The organism is Streptomyces sp. NBC_01460, assembly GCF_036227405.1.
Classification (GTDB): domain Bacteria; phylum Actinomycetota; class Actinomycetes; order Streptomycetales; family Streptomycetaceae; genus Streptomyces.
In genome coordinates this window covers 6,704,604-6,722,899 of record NZ_CP109473.1, presented here as the reverse complement: position 1 = coordinate 6,722,899, position 18,296 = coordinate 6,704,604, and the positions used below count along the sequence as shown (strand labels likewise).

The 18,296-nt window shown below is 72.3% G+C and carries 17 protein-coding genes; 9 read left to right on the top strand and 8 right to left on the bottom strand.

Annotated elements, in window-relative coordinates; translation table 11 throughout:
* Positions 1-2: 2 nt before the first annotated feature.
* The 5 genes from OG488_RS30270 (at position 3) to OG488_RS30250 (ending at position 5,164) form a co-directional block, all read left to right on the top strand.
* A complete protein-coding gene (locus OG488_RS30270; RefSeq protein ID WP_329234469.1) occupies positions 3-1,349 on the top strand; it encodes a sulfate adenylyltransferase subunit 1 in 1,347 nt (448 codons plus the stop codon).
* Between the two features lie 234 nt (positions 1,350-1,583).
* Complete coding sequence (locus OG488_RS30265; RefSeq protein ID WP_329234466.1) at positions 1,584-2,699, top strand: aliphatic sulfonate ABC transporter substrate-binding protein; 1,116 nt, start codon at positions 1,584-1,586, stop codon at positions 2,697-2,699.
* A 49-nt stretch (positions 2,700-2,748) separates the two neighbouring features.
* A complete protein-coding gene (locus tag OG488_RS30260) occupies positions 2,749-3,540 on the top strand; it encodes an ABC transporter ATP-binding protein (RefSeq protein ID WP_329234463.1) in 792 nt (263 codons plus the stop codon).
* Positions 3,527-4,405, top strand: a complete 879-nt coding sequence (locus tag OG488_RS30255) for an ABC transporter permease (RefSeq protein WP_329234459.1) — start codon at positions 3,527-3,529, stop codon at positions 4,403-4,405. The genes OG488_RS30260 and OG488_RS30255 overlap by 14 nt, the downstream gene beginning before the upstream one ends.
* Positions 4,406-4,411: 6 nt before the next feature.
* The gene (locus tag OG488_RS30250) at positions 4,412-5,164 is read left to right on the top strand and encodes a sirohydrochlorin chelatase (RefSeq protein WP_329234457.1); all 753 of its coding nucleotides are present in this window, start codon (positions 4,412-4,414) and stop codon (positions 5,162-5,164) included.
* Here the strand turns inward: OG488_RS30250 and OG488_RS30245 are convergent.
* From OG488_RS30245 to OG488_RS30215, 7 genes are all read right to left on the bottom strand, one after another.
* Positions 5,161-5,793 (bottom strand): mycothiol-dependent nitroreductase Rv2466c family protein, encoded by a 633-nt coding sequence (locus tag OG488_RS30245; RefSeq protein WP_329234455.1) that lies wholly within the window; start codon positions 5,791-5,793, stop codon positions 5,161-5,163. The two genes, OG488_RS30250 and OG488_RS30245, sit on opposite strands and share 4 nt — an antisense overlap.
* 81 nt (positions 5,794-5,874) lie before the next feature.
* A complete protein-coding gene (locus OG488_RS30240; RefSeq protein WP_329234452.1) occupies positions 5,875-6,462 on the bottom strand; it encodes a TIGR03086 family metal-binding protein in 588 nt (195 codons plus the stop codon).
* 56 nt (positions 6,463-6,518) lie between these two features.
* Positions 6,519-7,520 carry a ketopantoate reductase family protein gene (locus OG488_RS30235; protein WP_329234450.1) on the bottom strand — a complete coding sequence of 334 codons (1,002 nt, stop codon included), beginning with the start codon at positions 7,518-7,520 and terminating at the stop codon, positions 6,519-6,521.
* Between the two features lie 95 nt (positions 7,521-7,615).
* Positions 7,616-8,533 (bottom strand): S1 family peptidase, encoded by a 918-nt coding sequence (locus OG488_RS30230; protein ID WP_329234447.1) that lies wholly within the window; start codon positions 8,531-8,533, stop codon positions 7,616-7,618.
* A gap of 543 nt (positions 8,534-9,076) precedes the next feature.
* The gene (locus OG488_RS30225) at positions 9,077-9,460 is read right to left on the bottom strand and encodes a nuclear transport factor 2 family protein (RefSeq protein ID WP_329234446.1); all 384 of its coding nucleotides are present in this window, start codon (positions 9,458-9,460) and stop codon (positions 9,077-9,079) included.
* On the bottom strand, positions 9,453-10,001 hold the full coding sequence (locus tag OG488_RS30220) for a DUF1697 domain-containing protein (RefSeq protein WP_329234443.1): 549 nt from the start codon (positions 9,999-10,001) through the stop codon (positions 9,453-9,455). Before OG488_RS30220 ends, OG488_RS30225 begins: the two co-directional genes overlap by 8 nt.
* 84 nt (positions 10,002-10,085) lie before the next feature.
* The gene (locus OG488_RS30215) at positions 10,086-11,288 is read right to left on the bottom strand and encodes a S8 family peptidase (protein WP_329234440.1); all 1,203 of its coding nucleotides are present in this window, start codon (positions 11,286-11,288) and stop codon (positions 10,086-10,088) included.
* A 305-nt stretch (positions 11,289-11,593) separates the two neighbouring features.
* Between OG488_RS30215 and OG488_RS30210 the strand changes: the two genes are divergently transcribed.
* The 4 genes from OG488_RS30210 (at position 11,594) to OG488_RS30195 (ending at position 17,067) form a co-directional block, all read left to right on the top strand.
* Positions 11,594-13,015, top strand: a complete 1,422-nt coding sequence (locus OG488_RS30210) for a nucleotide sugar dehydrogenase (protein ID WP_329234437.1) — start codon at positions 11,594-11,596, stop codon at positions 13,013-13,015.
* A complete protein-coding gene (locus OG488_RS30205; RefSeq protein WP_329234434.1) occupies positions 13,012-13,962 on the top strand; it encodes a hypothetical protein in 951 nt (316 codons plus the stop codon). Before OG488_RS30210 ends, OG488_RS30205 begins: the two co-directional genes overlap by 4 nt.
* A complete protein-coding gene (locus OG488_RS30200; protein ID WP_329234431.1) occupies positions 13,959-15,443 on the top strand; it encodes a glycosyltransferase family 2 protein in 1,485 nt (494 codons plus the stop codon). The genes OG488_RS30205 and OG488_RS30200 overlap by 4 nt, the downstream gene beginning before the upstream one ends.
* Positions 15,444-15,543: 100 nt before the next feature.
* A complete protein-coding gene (locus OG488_RS30195) occupies positions 15,544-17,067 on the top strand; it encodes a polysaccharide deacetylase family protein (protein WP_329234428.1) in 1,524 nt (507 codons plus the stop codon).
* Here OG488_RS30195 and mgt read toward each other — a convergent pair.
* On the bottom strand, positions 17,039-18,241 hold the full coding sequence (gene mgt, locus OG488_RS30190; protein ID WP_329234424.1) for a macrolide-inactivating glycosyltransferase: 1,203 nt from the start codon (positions 18,239-18,241) through the stop codon (positions 17,039-17,041). The genes OG488_RS30195 and mgt overlap by 29 nt on opposite strands.
* Positions 18,242-18,296 lie beyond the last annotated feature (55 nt).

Here is an 18,296-nt window from a genome sequence, read left to right as displayed (position 1 = left end):
ACATGAGCATCACCACCACCGAGCAGCTCTCGGCCACCACCCTGCTGCGCTTCGCCACGGCCGGCTCCGTCGACGACGGCAAGTCGACCCTCGTCGGACGCCTGCTGCACGACTCCAAGTCGGTCCTCACCGACCAGCTCGAAGCCGTCACCCAGGCCTCGCTGGGCCGCGGCCAGGAGGCGCCCGACCTGGCGCTGCTCACCGACGGTCTGCGCGCCGAGCGCGAGCAGGGCATCACCATCGACGTCGCCTACCGCTACTTCGCCACGCCCCGGCGCCGGTTCATCCTCGCCGACACCCCCGGCCACGTGCAGTACACCCGCAACATGGTCACCGGCGCCTCCACCGCGGAGCTGGCCGTCGTGCTGGTCGACGCCCGCAACGGCGTGGTCGAGCAGACCCGCCGCCACGCGGCGGTCGCCGCGCTGCTGCGCGTCCCGCACGTCGTCCTCGCCGTGAACAAGATGGACCTCGTGGAGTACGCGGAGCCCGTGTTCGCCGCGATAGCGGAGGAGTTCACCGCGTACGCCGCGTCCCTCGGGGTCCCGGAGATCACCGCGATCCCGATCTCCGCCCTGGCCGGCGACAACGTCGTGGAGCCGTCCGCCCACATGGACTGGTACGGCGGCCCGACGGTCCTGGAGCACCTGGAGACGGTGCCGGTCAGCCATGACCTCACCGCCTGCCACGCGCGCTTCCCCGTCCAGTACGTGATCCGCCCCCAGACCGCCGAGCACCCCGACTACCGCGGGTACGCCGGTCAGATCGCGGCCGGGGTGTTCCGGGTCGGCGAGACCGTCTCCGTGCTGCCGTCGGGGCGCACCACGACGATCGAGGCGATCGACGCGCTCGGCGAGAGCGTCGACGTCGCCTGGGCCCCGCAGTCGGTGACGCTCCGGCTGGCCGACGACATCGACGTCTCGCGCGGCGATCTGATCGCGCCGAGCTCCGACACGCCCGCCACGACGCAGGACGTCGAGGCGACCGTCTGCCACGTGGCCGACCGGCCGCTCACCGTCGGCCAGCGTGTGCTCCTCAAGCACACGACCCGGACGGTCAAGGCGATCGTCAAGGACATCCCGTCGCGGCTCACCCTGGACGACCTGTCCCAGCACCCCGCCCCCGGGCAGCTCGTCGCCAACGACATCGGCCGCGTCGTCGTGCGCACCGCCGAGCCCCTGGCGCTCGACGCCTACGCGGACTCGCGGCGCACCGGCTCGTTCCTGCTGATCGACCCCGCGGACGGCACGACGCTGACCGCCGGCATGGCCGGCGCCTCGTTCGCCGCCGTCACCGAGGGGACGGCGGACGCGGACACCTCCGCCGAGGACGCGGAGTGGGACTTCTGATGATGACCGATTTCTTCTCGACCTTCGCGAAGGAGGGCGGCCGGGTCGGCAGCGGCGCCCTCGGCAGCGGCCAGGGCGGGGTCGGGCGATGTGCGTGATGACGTACGCGCACTGCCTGCGCGCCCGCTCGTACCACCCGCACCGCCCGTTCAGACGAAGACCTGCCGACCGCCCGGCCGCGCCACCTGATCCCAGGGGGACGTGAGCACCGGGCCAACGAGAGGAAAGCCTCCCGTGCCTGCCACCCGTACCACTCTCCGCCGCAGCCTCTCCGCTGCCGCCGCTCTGCCGCTGCTCGCCGTGGCGCTCACCGCCTGCGGCTACGGCTCCGAGGCGAAGGACGACGACTCCGCCAAGTCGAACGTCTCCGCCGACGGGAAGAAGCTCTCGACGGACACCGTGAAGATCGGGTACTTCCCGAACCTCACGCACGCCACCGCCCTGGTCGGTATCCAGGAAGGCCTCATCGCCAAGGAGCTGGGCGGCACCACGGTCAAGCCCTCGACGTTCAACGCCGGGCCCTCCGAGATCGAGGCGCTCAACGCGGGTGCGATCGACATCGGCTTCATCGGCCCCTCCCCCTCGATCAACGGCTACGCCAAGTCCGACGGCCAGAGCCTGCGCATCGTCGGCGGCTCGGCCTCCGGCGGCGTGAAGCTCGTCGTGGACCCGAAGAAGATCAAGACCCTGGACGACCTCAAGGGCAAGAAGATCGCCACCCCGCAGCTCGGCAACACCCAGGACGTGGCCTTCCTGCACTGGATCGCCGAGAAGGGCTGGAAGGTCGACGCCCAGAGCGGCAAGGGCGACGTCTCCGTGGTCCGCTCGGACAACAAGGTGACCCCGGACGCCTTCAAGTCGGGTTCCCTGGACGGCGCCTGGGTCCCTGAGCCGACCGCCTCGAAGCTGGTCGCCGAGGGTGGCAAGGTCCTGCTCGACGAGTCGTCGCTGTGGCCGGACGACAAGTTCGTCATCACGAACATCATCGTGTCGCAGAAGTTCCTCTCCGAGCACCCGGACGTCGTGGACGCGGTGCTGCGCGGCACGGTGAAGACCAACAAGTGGATCAACGCCAACCCGGACGAGGCGAAGGCCTCGGCCAACGCCGCGCTGGAGAAGCTGAGCGGCAAGGCGCTGCCCGCCGACGTCCTCGACCCGGCGTGGAAGTCCATCCAGATCACGAACGACCCGCTGGCCGCCACGCTCCAGGCGCAGGCTGACCACGCGGTCTCGGCCGGTCTGCTGGAGAAGCCCGACCTCACGGGCATCTACGACCTGAAGCCGCTGAACAAGATCCTCAAGGCCGAGGGACAGCCCGAGGTCGCCGACGCCGGTCTCGGCGCCAAGTAGCCCACCCGACCGCACCAGGATCCCTGAAGATTCCCAGGAGGTGACGACCATGGCGACCACCACCCTCACCAAGGCCGAGGACCGTGCAGCGGTCGAGCACGCCGCTCGTCTCACGAACGTCTCGAAGTCCTTCGCCGGACCCACGGGACAGCAGCTCGTCCTGGACGACATCACCCTCGATGTCGCTCCGGGCGAGTTCGTCACCCTCCTGGGAGCCTCCGGGTGCGGCAAGTCGACCCTGCTCAACCTGGTGGCCGGACTCGACCGCCCGACCGCGGGGTCCATCGCGACCCCCGGCGGGCGGCCGGCCCTGATGTTCCAGGAGCACGCCCTCTTCCCGTGGCTGACCGCGGGCAAGAACATCGAACTGGCCCTGCGGCTGCGCGGGGTACCGAAGTCGGACCGTCGCACCGAGGCGGAACGGCTGCTGGAGCTCGTGCGCCTCAACGGGGCGTACGGGAAGCGGGTGCACGAACTCTCGGGCGGGATGCGCCAGCGGGTCGCGATGGCCCGTGCGCTCGCCCAGGACAGCCAACTGCTGCTGATGGACGAGCCGTTCGCCGCGCTCGACGCCATCACCCGTGATGTGCTGCACGACGAGCTGACCCGGATCTGGCGCGAGACGAACGCCTCCGTCCTCTTCGTCACGCACAACGTGCGCGAGGCGGTGCGGCTCGCCCAGCGGGTCATCCTGCTGTCGTCGCGGCCCGGCCGGATCGCGCGTGAGTGGACGGTCGACATCGAGCAGCCGCGCCGCATCGAGGACACCGCCGTGGCGGAGCTGTCCGTCGAGATCACCGAAGAACTGCGTGGGGAGATCCGCCGACATGGCCAGCACTGAGACGAAGGCCGACGACCTGGCGGGCCTGGAGGCGGGCCTGGACGCGCTCGACGCCGTACAGGTCCGCAGGACGCCGACCCGCGAGATCCTGCTCAACAAGGTCCTGCCGCCCGTCGTCGCGGTCGTCCTGGTGGTCCTCGTCTGGCAGGTGCTGGTCTGGGCGAAGGTCACCGACGACTACAAGCTGCCGCCCCCCGCGGCGGTCTGGGACAGCCTGACCGACATGTGGGTGCAGGGCACCCTGCTGGAGGTCATCTGGACCAGTGTGTCGCGTGGTCTGCTCGGCTTCGTCATGGCCGTCGCGATCGGCACCCCGCTGGGGCTGCTGGTGGCACGGGTGAGGGTGGTCCGGGCCGCGATCGGCCCGATCCTGTCGGGGCTGCAGTCGCTGCCGTCCGTGGCGTGGGTGGCACCGGCCATCATCTGGCTGGGCCTGGACGACAAGACCATGTACGCCGTGATCCTGCTCGGCGCGGTCCCGTCCGTGGCCAACGGTCTGGTGTCCGGCGTCGACCAGGTGCCGCCGCTGTTCCTCCGCGCGGGCCGCACGATCGGCGCGACGGGGCTGCGCGGGACGATCCACATCGTCCTGCCGGCGGCACTGCCCGGCTATCTGGCGGGCCTGAAGCAGGGCTGGGCGTTCTCCTGGCGCTCGCTCATGGCCGCCGAGATCATCGCCTCCTCCCCCGACCTGGGCCTGGGGCTCGGCCAGCTGCTGGAGAACGGCCGGAACAACTTCGACATGCCGGGGATCTTCCTGGCGATCCTCCTCATCCTGTTCGTCGGCATCGCGATCGACCTGCTGATCTTCAGTCCGCTGGAGCGGCGGGTGCTGCGCAGCCGCGGTCTCCTCGTCAAGAGCTGAGTCTCCATGCCTGCCCCTGTCCTCCTCGTCATCGCCCACGGCAGCCGCGATCCGCGGCACGCGGCGACCGTCCACGCGCTCACCGCGCGGGTGCGGTCGCTGCGGCCCGGCCTGCGCGTGGAGACGGGTTTCCTGGAGTTCAACGCCCCGTCGGTGCCCCGGGTGCTGGAGCGGCTGGCCGCCGAGGGCGCGGAGGAGGTCGTGGCGCTTCCGCTGCTGCTGACCCGCGCCTTCCACGCCAAGTCGGACATCCCGTCGGTGCTGCACGAGGCCCGCACCCGGCTCCCTCGGCTGCGGATCGGCCAGGCCGACGTACTCGGGCCGTCCCCGCTGCTCAACGCAGCGCTGGAGCAACGGCTGCACGAGGCCGGGGTCACCCCCGGCGACAAGAGCTCGACCGGGCTGGTTCTGGCCTCGGCGGGCTCCACGGACCCGGAGGCGATCGCAGTGATCGCTGAAATCGCGCGGGAGCTGCGGCACACCGGTTGGTGCGCCGTGCGGCCTGCGTTCGCCTCCGCATCTCTTCCCCGCACCGCGGACGTGGTGCGGGCCCTTCGGGCCGACGGCGTAGGGCGGGTCGCGGTCGCGCCGTACGTCATCGCGCCGGGCCGTCTCCCCGACCGCATCGCGGCGGGCGCCGAGGAGGCCGGGGCCGACGTGCTCTCCGGCGTACTCGGCCCGTCCCCCACACTGGCCCGGCTGCTTCTGACCCGTTACGACGAAGCGCGCGTCCCGGTGCCCGGGACCATGAGCGCCTAGCCGAGGTCCAGGCTGCCGGTGCGCTCGCGCTTCATCTCGAAGAAGTCCGGGTGGGCCGCCAGGACCCGGAAGCTGTCGAAGATCCGCCCCGCCTCCTCACCGCGTGGGACGGAGTTGAGCACCGGACCGAACCAGACGGTGCCGTCGACGTGGATCGTGGGCGTTCCCACGTAGGAACCGGCGGCGGGGTCCTTCCCCCGGTCGTGGCTGCGGCGCACGGCCTCGTCGTACGTGTCCGTGTGCGCGGCGTCCGCGAGGGTGGCGGGCAGGCCCAGTTCGGCGAGGGACTCGGCGACGACGGCGTCGAAGTCCTCGTTCTTCTCCCGGTGGATGCGGGTGCCCAGGGCGGTGTAGAGGTCCCGCAGCACGCCTGGCCCGTGGTCCGTCGCCGCGGCGGCGGCGACCCGGACCGGGCCGATCGATCTGTCGACCAGATCGCGGTACCAGCCGGGGAGTTCGTTGCCGGTGTTGTGCAGGTGGAGGCTCATGAGGTGGAAGCGGAGCTCGATGTCCCGCTGCCGTTCCACCTCCAGCATCCAGCGGGAGGCGATCCAGGCGAACGGGCAGGCGGGGTCGAAGTAGAAGTCGACGGCCGCGCCGCCCGGTGTCGTGTTCACGTGCGTGCTCATGTGTGAAGCCTAGGGAGCCGGTGGCCCGCGGATCTGGGCCATTCAGCACCCATGACGGTGGGCCACCGGTGCCCATGGACGTCAGGCCGCCGCGGCCCCGCGCGGGTCGCGGCCGCTGAGGGCCAGTGCACGCATGAGCTCGGACTCCCCTGCTGACAGGGCGACTTCACCGGCGAAGCCCTCGTACTGCCGGTAGAGGGCGGCCGTGCCCTCCACGGTCTCCAGGACGTAGCGCGCCGCGGGACCCGAGACCCGGAACTCCTGTCCGGTGGCGCGGGCCACGTCCCAGCCGTGCAGCACCGTCTCCATGATGAGCATCCCCGCGATGTCCGGGGCCGGGGTGGAGCCGTGGCCGGTGTCGATGCCGCCCTCCCAGACCGCCGGATCCGACCAGGCGGCGAGGGCCTTGTCGAGCTGAGCGGCGTACTGCGCGGGCCAGTCGGCGTCGGCCGTGAAGTCACGGGCGGTCAGCTCGTCGGGGATGGGGGTGCGCAGCGCCCGGCACTCCAGGCCGTGGGAGGTGTGGAGCACCCAGTGGTTGATCAGTTCCCGCAGGTCCCAGCCGTGGCAGGACGTCGGGGTGGACGCCGGCAGCGCGGCGTCCACGCCCCGGGCGATCCGGGCGGCCTCGGTGGCGCATTCGGTCATGTGCGCGTACGCGTTCTTCATGCGCCCCATCCTGGGTTCCGCCCGGCGGCCCGGTCTTGAAGAAACACGACAACCGGTCAGGCCCCCGCGTCCACCAGCGCCGTGAGCTCGGCCACCGTCATCGACCCGGCGGCGCGCCGTTCCCGGGCGAAGGAGTTGGCGGTGCGCCGCAGCACGTCGTTCACGGGTGTCGGGATGCCGTGGATCCGGCCGAGCAGGACGATCTCGCCGTTGAGGTGGTCGGCCTCGATGGTGCCCGTGCCCCGGCTGAGACTCTGCCAGGAAGATCCGCCGCCACGCCCGGTGCCGTCCAGCGGGTGGAAGCGCATCCGGTCGCCTCGGACCGCCTGCTGCTCCGCCTTCCCGGTGACCTCGATCCCGGCCGCCGCGAGGACGGCCTCCCCCTCCTCGCGGGCCCGGTCGAACAGGGCGAACGCGTCCGGTCCGGTCAGGACGCCGGTCACGGCCTCGATCGCGTTGGCGAGGTTGGAGAGCAGCTTGGCGTACTTCCAGCGCATCACGTCGGGCACGACGGGCGCCGCGAACCTCGCCCTCTCCCAGTCGGCCGCGACGGCGTGCGCCGTGTCGTCGGCGCCCGACGGGTAGCGGCCGAGGTGCAGGATGCCGGTGAGCGGGGCGCAGGGCGCGGAGACCCTGCCCGGCTCCACGAAGGTCGCCGGGAGGTAGACGCAGCAGCCGTGGACCCGGCGGAAGCGGCGCAGCGCCAGGCGTTCGCTCTCGACGCCGTTCTGCGCGCAGATCAGGGGGAGCCTCTCCCCCGCCGTTCCGCCTCCCCGTACGGGCCGCGGGCTCCAGGCGTCGAGCGCGGTGGTGCTGTCCTGCGTCTTGACGGCGAGGACGAGGACGTCGTCAGGGGTGAGGTCCACCCCCTCCGGCCCGTCGGCGACGGGGAGGCGGTGGGTTCTCGTGCCCTCGGGGGTGGTGAGGCGCAGCCCGCCGGCGCACAGGGCTTCGTACTGTGCCCCTCGTGCGACGAGCACGACCTCGTGGCCCGCTTCCGCGAGCCGTCCGCCGAGGGCGCCGCCCACGGCGCCGGTCCCCACGATGATGTAGCGCATGCCCGCGAGCCTGGCACGGCGCCGCCGCGACCGGAAGCGGATACGGCGACGGGCCGCGCTCGGGGAGCGCGGCCCGTCGGTGGTACCCGCGTGTACTAGAAGACGCTGACGCCGTAGGCGTTGAGGGCCTCGACGACGGGCTGGAAGAAGGTGGTGCCGCCCGAGGAGCAGTTGCCGCTGCCGCCCGAGGTGAGGCCGAGGGCCGTCGAGCCGGAGAAGAGGGAGCCACCGCTGTCGCCGGGCTCGGCGCAGACGTTGGTCTGGATCAGGCCGTAGACGATGTCGCCGCCGCCGTAGTTCACCGTCGCGTTCAGACCGGTGACGGTGCCGCTGTGGACGCCGGTGGTCGAGCCGCTGCGCTTGACGGACTGACCGACGCTCGGGTTGGCGGCGGAGGTGATGTCCTGGTAGCTGCCGTTGTACAGGTAGACCCGGCCGTCGGCGGCCGCGGCGTTGCTGTGCCGGATGATCCCGTAGTCGTTGCTCGGGAAGCTGGAGCCGGTCCTCGTGCCGAGCAAGGTGGTCTGGCCGGAGTTGGTGTACCAGGTGCTGCCTATCGCGGTGCAGTGCCCGGCGGTCAGCGCGTAGTACGTGCTCCCGCTGCGGACGTTGAAGCCGAGGGAGCAGCGTCCGCCGCCGGCGTAGATGGCCTGGCCGCCCGCGATGAGCTTGTTGAAGGTGCCCTCGGTGCGGTTGATGTCGGCCTTGGCGCCCGAGTCGGTGACCGACTTCTTGATGGTGGCGATCTCGGCGGCGCTGACCGTGCTGTCGACGGTCACGACGACCTTGCCGGTGCTCGCCTCGGTGTACCACGCGGTGCCGGCGATGTCGGCGCCGCGGACGGCCGAACTGGCGCCCGCCAGTTCCGCCTTCGTCACCGTGGTGTCGGGTGCGGCCTGGGCGACCGCGGTGGGGGCCGCAAGCGCGACGGCGGTGACCAGACCCGAGGTCGCCGCGATGAGGCGAGCGCGTCTGGAGAGCGAGCCGAGGGGAGCGAAGCGCTTGAAGGTCACAGGATCCTCCGTCGTTGGGGGGTGTCCGGTCCGCTGGGTGGGCGGTCCGAGGTGTGCGGCTGTCCACGACCAGTGGGTTATCTCGTCGTGGACCTGCCAACCGCACGCCTCGAATCCTTGACTCCGCTTGACCGGGTGGCAAGGTCGCCTTCCGGACCACGAAGGAGGAGCGGACCGTGAACTCCGGCAGGCGTACGGGTGACCTCCGAACGCCGGCGTCCGCTCACCGAACGGAGAAGAGCAGCGAATTGCTGCAAACCCCGGTACCGGGGGCGGACTTCGGCCGCTGTCTACGCGCATCGCGTTCACACACGCCTCCGCCAGCCCGGGAGTCCCGTGCGGCCGGGCACCCACGGCCCGGAGCGGGCCCTGAGGGGCCTGGCCCGTTCGGACGGCTTACCGATGGTTTGCCCGGGCGCCCCGCATGGCCGGAATCAGCCCTTCCGGCGAGAACCGGCCGGGCTCCGGGCGTGGATCGGACCGGGGCGGCACTCTTGCGGCGCCGCTCCGGTGTGTGCTGCGGGGTCCTCGCGCGACCGGTGCTCAGATCTCGGCGAACGGGTCGTCGATGAAGGGCGTGGCCTGGTGGAAGTAGAGCAGCCAACGGCCCTCGGTCAGCCGCCACAGCGAACTGCGGTGGGACCGGAGCCCTTTGGACTCGGTGTCGAAGGTGAGATGCACCAGATCCGCCGCGAGCTGGTCGCCCCGCATCCGTGACGCGGTGAGCGGTCCGGGCTGCGGGGCTCCCGGGTCGGTGAGCATGGCGATGATGGTGTCCCGCTCCCAGAGCCGGCCGCTGGTGCCGATCTCCCTGAACTCGGGGTGCAGGAGGGTGGCCAGGACCTCGGGGGAGGCCCGCACCACGGGATCGAGGAGGCGGAGCTCGCCCTCGACGGCTGCGGCCACGGCGGGCGAGGGCTCAGTCACGTGTCATCTCCACGAGTGCGGCCACGGTGTTCCAGTTGCGGCTGGTGGCGACGAGACCACGGGTGACGGCGGGCCGCCCGAGCGCGACGGCGAGCTTGGAGCGGCCGAGCCCGTCGGGCGCGTACAGGTACAGGGCCCTGTCACCGAGCCGGAACTCCTCGGGGCGGAAGGCGTCGGCGTCGATCGGGGCGAAGCGTGCGGCGTCGACGGCCTCGTCGAAGTAGGTCACGTGCAGCTGCTTGCCCTCCAGCTCGGCGGCCGGGAAGGGGCAGGCCTCGGCCACTCCGGCGAGGTAGGCGCCCGAGCGGACGAGGCAGTCGACGGAAAAGCCGAAGTGGGCCTCGATCGCCTGCTCGAGCTCGGCCCTCAGGGCACTCTCGTCGCCCGACGCGCTGCGGAAGACCGCGTTCCCGCTCTGCAGGTGGGTGGCTACGTCCTCGTGTCCGAGTTCACCGAGCAGCGTGCGGAGGTCCGCCATGGGGACCCGCCGGTGGCCACTGACGTTGATCCCGCGCAGCAGCGCCGCGTACATCGTGCTCATGCCCCCACCCTAGATCCTCCGGCGCGGCGGCCGCCGCGCCCCGTGGGGGAGGGCGCGGCGGCCTTCGTGCGGGTCGTGCCGGTCCTACTCGACGATCTTCAGCAGCTTGTTCGAGGTGCCCTCGGTCGCGTTGGAGATGGCGTCCGGGGTGGCACCGCCGGTGAGCGCCGCGGCGACCTCCTCCGGGGTGGCGTCCGGGTGCCCGCCGAGGTAGACGGCCGCGGCGCCGACGACGTGGGGGGTCGCCATGGAGGTGCCGGAGATGGTGTTCGTGGCGTCGTCGCTGTCGTTCCAGGCGGAGGTGATGTCCGAACCGGGGGCGTAGATGTCCACGACGGAACCGAAGTTGGAGAACGACGACTGCTCGTCGTCCTTCGTGGACGAGGCGACGGTGATGGCCTCGGGGACGCGGGAGGGGGAGCCCTCGCCGGCGTCGCTCGACTCGTTGCCCGCGGCGACCGCGAAGGTGACGCCCGAGGCGATGGCCTTCTGGACGGCGGCGTCGAGAGCCGGGTCCGCGGACCCGCCGAGGCTCATGTTCGCGACGGACGGACCCTTGTGGTTCGCGGTGACCCAGTCGATCCCCGCGACGACCTGCTCGGTGGTGCCCGAGCCCGCGTCGTCCAGGACACGGACGGCCACGATCTTCGCCTTCTTGGCCACACCGTGGGACGCGCCCGCGATGGTGCCGGCCACATGCGTGCCGTGGCCGTTGCCGTCGTCGGCGTCGTCGTCGTTGTCCACGGCGTCGAAGCCCGAGGTGGCGCGGCCCTCGAAGTCCTTGTGGGTGACGCGCACACCGGTGTCGACGACGTACGCCGTGACGTCCCCGCCGGCGGCGTCCGGATAGGTGTACGCGCCGTCACCGGCGGTCCCGGCCTGGTCGATCCGGTCCAGCCCCCAGGACGGCGGATCGTCCTGGGTGGCGTCGATGTGGAACTTCTTGTTCTGGACGACCTTCGAGACGGCCGGGTCGGCCGCGAGCCGCTTGGCCTCGGTCTCCGAAAGGCCGCCGGCCGAGAAGCCGTTGACGGCCGAGCTGTAGTTCCGCCGGAGCGTGCCGCCGTACTCCTCGGCCAGATCGGCCTTGTCGGCCTTCCCGTCGAGCATGACGATGTAGCTGCCGGAGACGGCCGTTGCCGCGTCCGCTCCGTAGACGGTGCCCATGGCGGGCGCCGGGGCGGCTCCCGCGAAGGGGGTGGTGAGCAGGGTGACTCCTGCGGCGGCCGCCACCGCGGTTATCGCGGCGGTGAGCTTGACCGAACGGACGCGCTTGTGAATTGCCATGAAGAGGGGGTCTCCTCGTCATTCTTTGTGGGGGGATTGACCCTCGGCCGGAAGATCTCCGGGGGTTGCCTCGAAACCCTGCTCGATTGACGCGCCCAGATCAAGACCTTCATGTAGCCGTCACCCACTCGGCAAACTTTCGTCACAGCGGACCGTCACATTCCGCCCATGCGCGGGCATGCCGCCCGAGCCCTTCCGCGCATTAGGACGAACAGGAGTTCCGGACGGGTGAACTCGAACCGACCGGGCGGGGGTGACTCCGTCCCTTACGACGGAACAGCAAAACGGAATGGCATGTTTCGTTCGTGCACATCGCCAGCAATACACCCCATGCCTCTCACCAGGACACGTGGCGGAACGCTCGTACGACGGACCGGAACGACGATGCGCCGGGCGGCGCCGACACCCGCGTGGCCGGCCCGTCCACCGAGCCGACGGCCACCGCGACCCTGCCGGCGCAGAGCCAGCACGAGCGACGTGCCGACGTCGCCGTCATCGGCCTGGGGTACGTAGGGCTTCCCACCGCCCTCTCCCTGCACGCGGCAGGTCACACCGTCATCGGTGTGGACACCAGCGAAGCCCGGCTGGGCGACGTCCGGTCCGGCCGGGTCGACCTGTTGCCCTCCCAGCACAGCCGGCTGACGGCGGCGCTCCTCGACCCGGCCTTCCGGCTGACGGCCGACCCGTCGGCGGTCATGGACGCGGACGCGGTGATCATCTGCGTGCCGACCCCGGTCGACGGACAGCTCCGGCCGGACCTGCGCGCGCTCACCGCCGCGTGCGCGTCGGTGGTGGGTCACGCGCACCCCGGGCAGCTCCTGGTCCTCACCTCGACCAGCTACGTCGGCACCACGCGCGACCTGCTCGTCGAGCCGCTCAAGGCACGGGGGCTGCGTCCGGGCGAGGACGTCTTCGTGGCGTTCGCCCCCGAACGGATCGACCCCGGGAACCCCTCCCACTCCCCCGAGCGGACCCCGCGCGTCATCGGCGGCCTCACCCCGCGCAGCACCGAGCTCGCCGCCTCGCTGCTGGCCGGCACCGCACCCTCCGTCCACCGGGTCGACAGCCCCGAGGCCGCCGAGATGAGCAAGCTCTGGGAGAACACGTTCCGGGCCGTCAACATCGCGTTGGCAAACGAACTGGCCGAGAGCTGCCTGGAGTTCTCCCTCGAACCCCGCCAGGTCATCGACGCCGCGGCCACCAAGCCGTACGGCTTCATGCCCTTCTACCCGGGCGCGGGCGTCGGAGGGCACTGCATCCCCTGCGACCCGCACTACCTGCTGTGGCAGCTGCGGGCGAGGAAGGTGGCGTCCCCCCTGGTGGACGCGGCCATGACGGCCATCGCCGAGCGTCCTGCCCGGGTGGCCGGGAAGGCCCGGGAGGCCCTGGCGGCACGAGGGCTGGCGACCGCCGGTGCCCGCGTGCTGATCCTGGGCGTCGCCTACAAGCCCGGTGTGGCCGATCTCCGTGAGAGTCCGGCACTGGAGATCATGGACCTGCTCACCGCCTGGGGCGCCGCCGTCGAGTACACCGACGCCCTGGTGCCGCGCCTGGACCGGCACGGCGTCGTGCGCCACAGCGTCGGCGTCCCCGGCGCGCTGGAGTGGGACCTCGTCGTCGTGCACACCGTGCACCCGGGAACCGATCTGGACTGGCTGGACACCGGCCCCTCCGTCCTGGACGTCACCCACCGCCTGCCCAGGGCCGTCACCGGTGCCGCCGTATGAGGAGGGACCCCGCCCCGGAGGGTGGCCGCTCGCCGAGCCGGCGGGCCCTGCTCGCCGCGGCGGTCGCCACTCCGGCCGCCGGGTTCGCCGCCGCACTCACCGCGGACGCCCCTGACACGGGGCCGGCGGGACGGCCCGCCGACGGGAAGGGCACGGGCGGCCCGGCCGCCGCGGGCGGGACACCGTGGCCGCCGGAGCGCGACGACGGCCCGGGGGAGGTCTTCCGCCCGGTCTTCCCCGTGGAGGGGCTGGTCACCAACGAGTACGCCCACAGCCACCCGGACTCCGGCGACGCCCGCCTCTCGGACGACTGGGCCGTCACCAGCGGATCCCTCTTCGCACACTGGGCGTTCGGGTGGACCGGGGTGCCCGACGGCGGCTCCCCCGGCCCCGGATCGGCTCCGCACACCGGGTCCTCGGTCTTCCGGCTCGTCACCCGCCGCCGGGACTTCGGTGACACGACCGTGCGGTGCTGGGTGTTCCTGAAGCCGCCGGGCACCACCGGACGCACCCCCGCACAGGCCTGGGACGGCGGGCACCTCTGGCTCCGCTACCGGAGCCCGCAGGAGCTGTACGCCCTCAGCTTCCGCCGCCGCGACGGGGCGGTCGTTCTCAAGCGCAAATACCCGGCGCCCGGCCGCCCCGAGGGCGAGGAGGGCGTCTACACCGCCCTCGCCGCCGGTGAGCACGCCGTCGCGTACGGCCGGTGGCACCAGGTCTCGGCCACCGTGCGCGGCTGCGACGCCGACCGCGTCCGGATCACGCTCGCGCTGAACGGGCGGACGGTGCTGGACGCACAGGACAGGACACCGGGCAGGCTGGCCACGCCCGGCGGGATCGGACTGCGCGGGGACAACACCGAGATGGCCTTCTTCGGCTTCACGGCCAGGGGCGGTCCCGGTCGACGGCAGTGCACGGAGTCCTGGGACGGGGGCGACCGCCCGTGACCACCCTCCACAGGCCGCCCGCCGGCCCCCTCCCCCGTCCGCCGGACACCGCCCACGGCGACGGCCCGCCCGGCCGCCTCCGTGGGCTCACGCACCGTGCGGCACCCACCGATCCCGCGCTCCGGCACGGGATGCGCCGGCTGCTCGTCCTCCTCTGCCTGATGCCCCTGCTGATCGTCCTGGCCCATCAGGCCGCCCGGCTGCCGCGCCTGAACCTGCCGGTCTGCTACGGACTCGTCGTGCTGGCCGGCACGATCGCCATGCTCTACGTCGCCTACAGCCGGTACGAGGACCCCGCCGAGGGCGAACTGCGGGTGCGGCCCGGCCCCGAGGAGTCCTTCCCACCTCTGACGGCGGACCCCCGCGTCTCCTTCCTGCTCGCCGTCAAGGACGAGGTGGACGGCATCGAGGCGTGCGTACGCTCCATGGCCGCGTCCGACTGCCCCGGGGTGCGGATCATCGTGGTCGACGACCACTCCCAGGACGGCACCGGCGCGGTCCTGGACCGGCTCCGGGACGAGCTCGGGATCACGGTCATCCACCTGGCCGCCAACGTCGGCAAGAAGAACGCGCTGGTCCGTGCCTGCGAGCTCGCCGACACCGAGATCATCGCCTTCACCGACTCCGACTGCGTGCTCGCCCCCGACGCGCTGCGCCGCTGCGTGCGCGCACTGGTCACCCATCCCGAGCTGGGCGCCGTCAGCGGTCACTGCCGTGCGCTCAACACGGACTCCGGTCTGCTGGCGCGGGTCCAGGACGTCTGGTACGAGGGCCAGTTCAGGGTGGCCAAGGCCGCCGAGGCGTCCTTCGGCTCGGTCTCCTGCGTCTCGGGCCCGCTGGCCGTCTTCCGCCGGGACGCCGTCTACAACTACCTCCCCGCCTGGGCCGACGACCGCTTCATGGGTGCCCCGTTCCGCTTCGCGACGGACCGTCAGCTGACGGGATACGTCCTCGGTCAGGCCTGGACGGGCAGGGCGCTCAAGCGCCGCCACGCCGGATCGCCCTTCGTCGAGGAGGACTTCGCCGAACGCCGCTGGCGCGTCGGGTACGTACGCTCCGCGAAGGTGTGGACCGATGTGCCCGCCCGGTTCGGGCCGCTGCTCCGCCAGCAGATCCGCTGGAAGAAGAGCTTCATCCGCAACCTGTTCTTCACCGGCTCCTTCATGTGGCGTCGCGGCCCCGGGCCCGCCGCCCTCTACTACGGACACGCGCTGTGGGTCCTGGCCGCACCGGTGATGGCGTTCCTGCATCTGGTCTGGGCGCCGCTGCACGGTGCCCTCTTCCTGACCCTGCTCTACTTCTGCGGCGTGGTCCTCAAGGGCTGCGTCTGGGGGCTCGCGTACAGGATCGACCACCCCGGGGACACGCGCTGGCGCTACCGGCCGCTCATGAGCCTGTTCTCCTCGGTGCTGCTCGCCTGGCTGCTGCCGTACTCCCTGCTCACCGTCCGCCGCGGCGTGTGGTCCAGGGGGGCGTCATGAGGGATCTGGCCCGTCGGGCGTCCAGGGTGCTGGCCGCGCTGCTCAGCGCGGCCGCCGTCATCGCCGTGTACCTTCTCGTGCTCTCCCGGGGGACTCTTCCGTGACCCGCTCCGCGCCCAAGCGGGCGCTCCTCGGGCTGCTGGCCCTGACGATGGTCTGCGTCCCCTTCTACGGCGCCTGGCGTTACGAGGAGTTCCACAGGGCGGTGACCGTACAGGAACCGCCGCCCGGGGCGCGGCCCGGTGCCGCCCCGGCCGCGGGCGGCACCCCCGCGGGGCGGCGTGCACGAGGCACCGCCCCCGTCGTGCTGGCGTACCACGACATCTCCCGGGACCGTCGCAGCCGCAGCCGCTACACGGTGACCCCCGAGGCGTTCGACGCGCAGCTCGCTGCCCTCTCGGCGGCCGGCTACCGGACCCTGGACACCGAGGAGTTCGTCGCGTACCTCCGCGGAGGCCCGGCGCCCGCCCGGCCCACGGTGTTCCTGACCTTCGACGACGGTACGCGCGGGCTGTGGGTGCACGCCGACCGCATCCTGGCCGAGCACCGCATGAAGGCGGCCGCCTTCCTCATCACCCGCTCGGTCGGGAGCCACCGCCCGTACTACCTCTCCTGGGACGAGATCGGGCGGATGCACGATTCGGGTCGCTGGGACTTCCAGAACCACACCCGGGACCTGCACAGGCGGGCGGCCGTGGACGCGTCCGGCCGCCTGTCCTCCGCCCTCGCCGCCCGGCTGTGGCTGCCCGGCGAGAAGCGGCGGGAGACGGAGCGGGAGTACCGGCGGCGGGTCGAGGAGGACCTCGACCGGTCGAACGACGACATCACCGGCCACGGCCTGCCCGTACCCCGGCTCTTCGCCTACCCCTTCTCCGAGGCGGACGGGCACACCTCGGTGGGCCCGACCAACCGCATCCTGCGCGCGGCGCTCGCCTCCCGGTTCGCCGCCGCCCTGACCAACAGCTCCGTCCGGCCGCTCCCCGCCGGTCGCCGGGCGGCGGCGGCCCGTGAGGTGCGCCGGGTGGAGGTCACCGCCGGCACCGGCGTCGAGGACCTCATGGCGGACGTCGAACGCTGGACGGCGGTCCCGCCGGCGGCGTGCCCGGCCCCTCTGACGCAGCCGGAGCTCTGGCAGCACGGGGACCGTGCCGGCGCCACCGGGGTGGGGGTCCTCACGGGCGCGGGGCCGTACCCCCGCTCCACGGGGTACGCCGCGGCCGCGTACCGGCCGGAGAGCTCCGCCGACTGGACCGGCTACACCGTCGACGCCCGGGTGGGCGGTCTGCGTGACGCCACCAACAACGTGCGTCTGATCGTGCGCGACGGCGGTCTCGACCCCGTCGCGGTCGGGCTCAGCTACAGCTACGTGCGTCTGCTGGAGCTCCGGGGCGGCCGCTGGCACGAGGCCGCGCGCCGCAGGCTGACGGACTCCGCCGGGCACCGGGTCAGGATCACCGTGGAGGACGGCCGGACCGTGGTCGTCGTGGACGGCGGGACGCGGATCGAGCGGGCCGTGCGCGCGAGCGGCGGTGACGCGACCGGCGGCATCGCCCTCAGCGTGCGCAACGGCGGCCCCGCCGGCGCCTGGCCGCGCTTCACCTCCCTGGCAGTTCGGCCTCGATGAGGTCGGCCGCCCGCCGCGTGCCGCCCTCGCCCGCCATGCGCTCCCGGATCCGCGCCAGCCGCGCGGCGACCTCCGGGTCGTCCACCAGGGCGAGGACGGCGGCGCGCAGGGACGCGGCGTCGGCCTCCTCCTTCGGCAGGTGCCGGGCCACACCGAGCGACTGGAGCATGTCGGCGTTGCCGAACTGGTCGACGGCCTGCGGGACGGCGACCATCGGTGTGCCGGTGGCGAGCCCTTCCTGGCTGCCGCCCGCGCCCGCATGCGTGATGAAGGCGTCCGCCTGCTTCAGCACGGACAGCTGCGGGACCCAGGGGTGCACCTCGACGTTGTCCGGCACGTCCCCGAGTGCGCGGGGGTCGACGTGCGTGCCGATCTGCAGCACCACGTGCCAGCCCGGGAGGCCGCCGAACGCCTCGACGCACGCGCGGTAGAAGGCGGGCTCGTCGGTGTACGACGAGCCGAGGGAGACCAGCAGGACCTTCTCCGCGTCGGCCGGCCGCTTCCACTCCCCCTGGTCGGACCGCTCGCCCTGACAGGCGCCGACGAAGGTGAACCTGGCGTGGTCCACCCGGTCGGCGTTCGGCTGGAGGGCCTCGGGGATCAGCACCAGGCCCCGGCGCGGCCGGGCCACGAAGTCGTCCGAGGAGAGGTCACCCAGGCCGTTCTCGGCCAGCCAGGCCGCGAAGCGCGCGTAGTACGCCCGGCCCCGTCCGGTCTGCTTCAGTCCTGCGGTCGCGGGGTCCCCGACCTCCTCCGCATACCCCTCCCAGGGGACCAGGTTGGGCCAGAGCTGGACGGCCCGCACGCCCCAGCGGTGGGCGAGGACGCGGGCAGGGTAGGAGGTGATGTCGTGCAGGACGAGGTCCGGCTCGTCCCCCTCGAAGGCGCCGGCGAGCTGCGGGAGGGCCTGGACGGCGTCCTCCAGGAACGGCTCGATGTTGTCGATGAGTTCGGTTCCCCAGTCCTCCGGGTTGTCGGCGGTGGGCAGCACCGAGGTGTAGATCACCGGCTCGGCGCCGGTGGCGGCGACCGTCCCGGCGAACGAGGCCGGGATGGCGTAGCTGACGCGGTGCCCACGGGCGACGAGCTCCCGGATCACGTCGAGGCTCGGGTTCACGTGCCCGTGGGCGGCGATGGAGAACATGGCGATGTGGGCACGCGGGGTCGCTGTCATGCCACCACCGTAAGCGAGACGATACGTCTCGTCCAGTTGTTTTCGGCCCTCTCCG

Bases quoted from the DNA above. Each gene is read 5' to 3' on its own strand.
- OG488_RS30245 (WP_329234455.1), bottom strand. From the start codon at position 5,793: ATGAGCACGCACGTGAACACGACACCGGGCGGCGCGGCCGTCGACTTC.
- OG488_RS30235 (WP_329234450.1), bottom strand. From the start codon at position 7,520: ATGCGCTACATCATCGTGGGGACCGGCGCCGTGGGCGGCGCCCTCGGC.
- OG488_RS30250 (WP_329234457.1), top strand. From the start codon at position 4,412: ATGCCTGCCCCTGTCCTCCTCGTCATCGCCCACGGCAGCCGCGATCCG.
- OG488_RS30270 (WP_329234469.1), top strand. From the start codon at position 3: ATGAGCATCACCACCACCGAGCAGCTCTCGGCCACCACCCTGCTGCGC.
- mgt (WP_329234424.1), bottom strand. From the start codon at position 18,241: ATGACAGCGACCCCGCGTGCCCACATCGCCATGTTCTCCATCGCCGCC.
- OG488_RS30240 (WP_329234452.1), bottom strand. From the start codon at position 6,462: ATGAAGAACGCGTACGCGCACATGACCGAATGCGCCACCGAGGCCGCC.
- OG488_RS30205 (WP_329234434.1), top strand. From the start codon at position 13,012: ATGAGGAGGGACCCCGCCCCGGAGGGTGGCCGCTCGCCGAGCCGGCGG.
- OG488_RS30260 (WP_329234463.1), top strand. From the start codon at position 2,749: ATGGCGACCACCACCCTCACCAAGGCCGAGGACCGTGCAGCGGTCGAG.
- OG488_RS30220 (WP_329234443.1), bottom strand. From the start codon at position 10,001: ATGAGCACGATGTACGCGGCGCTGCTGCGCGGGATCAACGTCAGTGGC.
- OG488_RS30215 (WP_329234440.1), bottom strand. From the start codon at position 11,288: ATGGCAATTCACAAGCGCGTCCGTTCGGTCAAGCTCACCGCCGCGATA.
- OG488_RS30255 (WP_329234459.1), top strand. From the start codon at position 3,527: ATGGCCAGCACTGAGACGAAGGCCGACGACCTGGCGGGCCTGGAGGCG.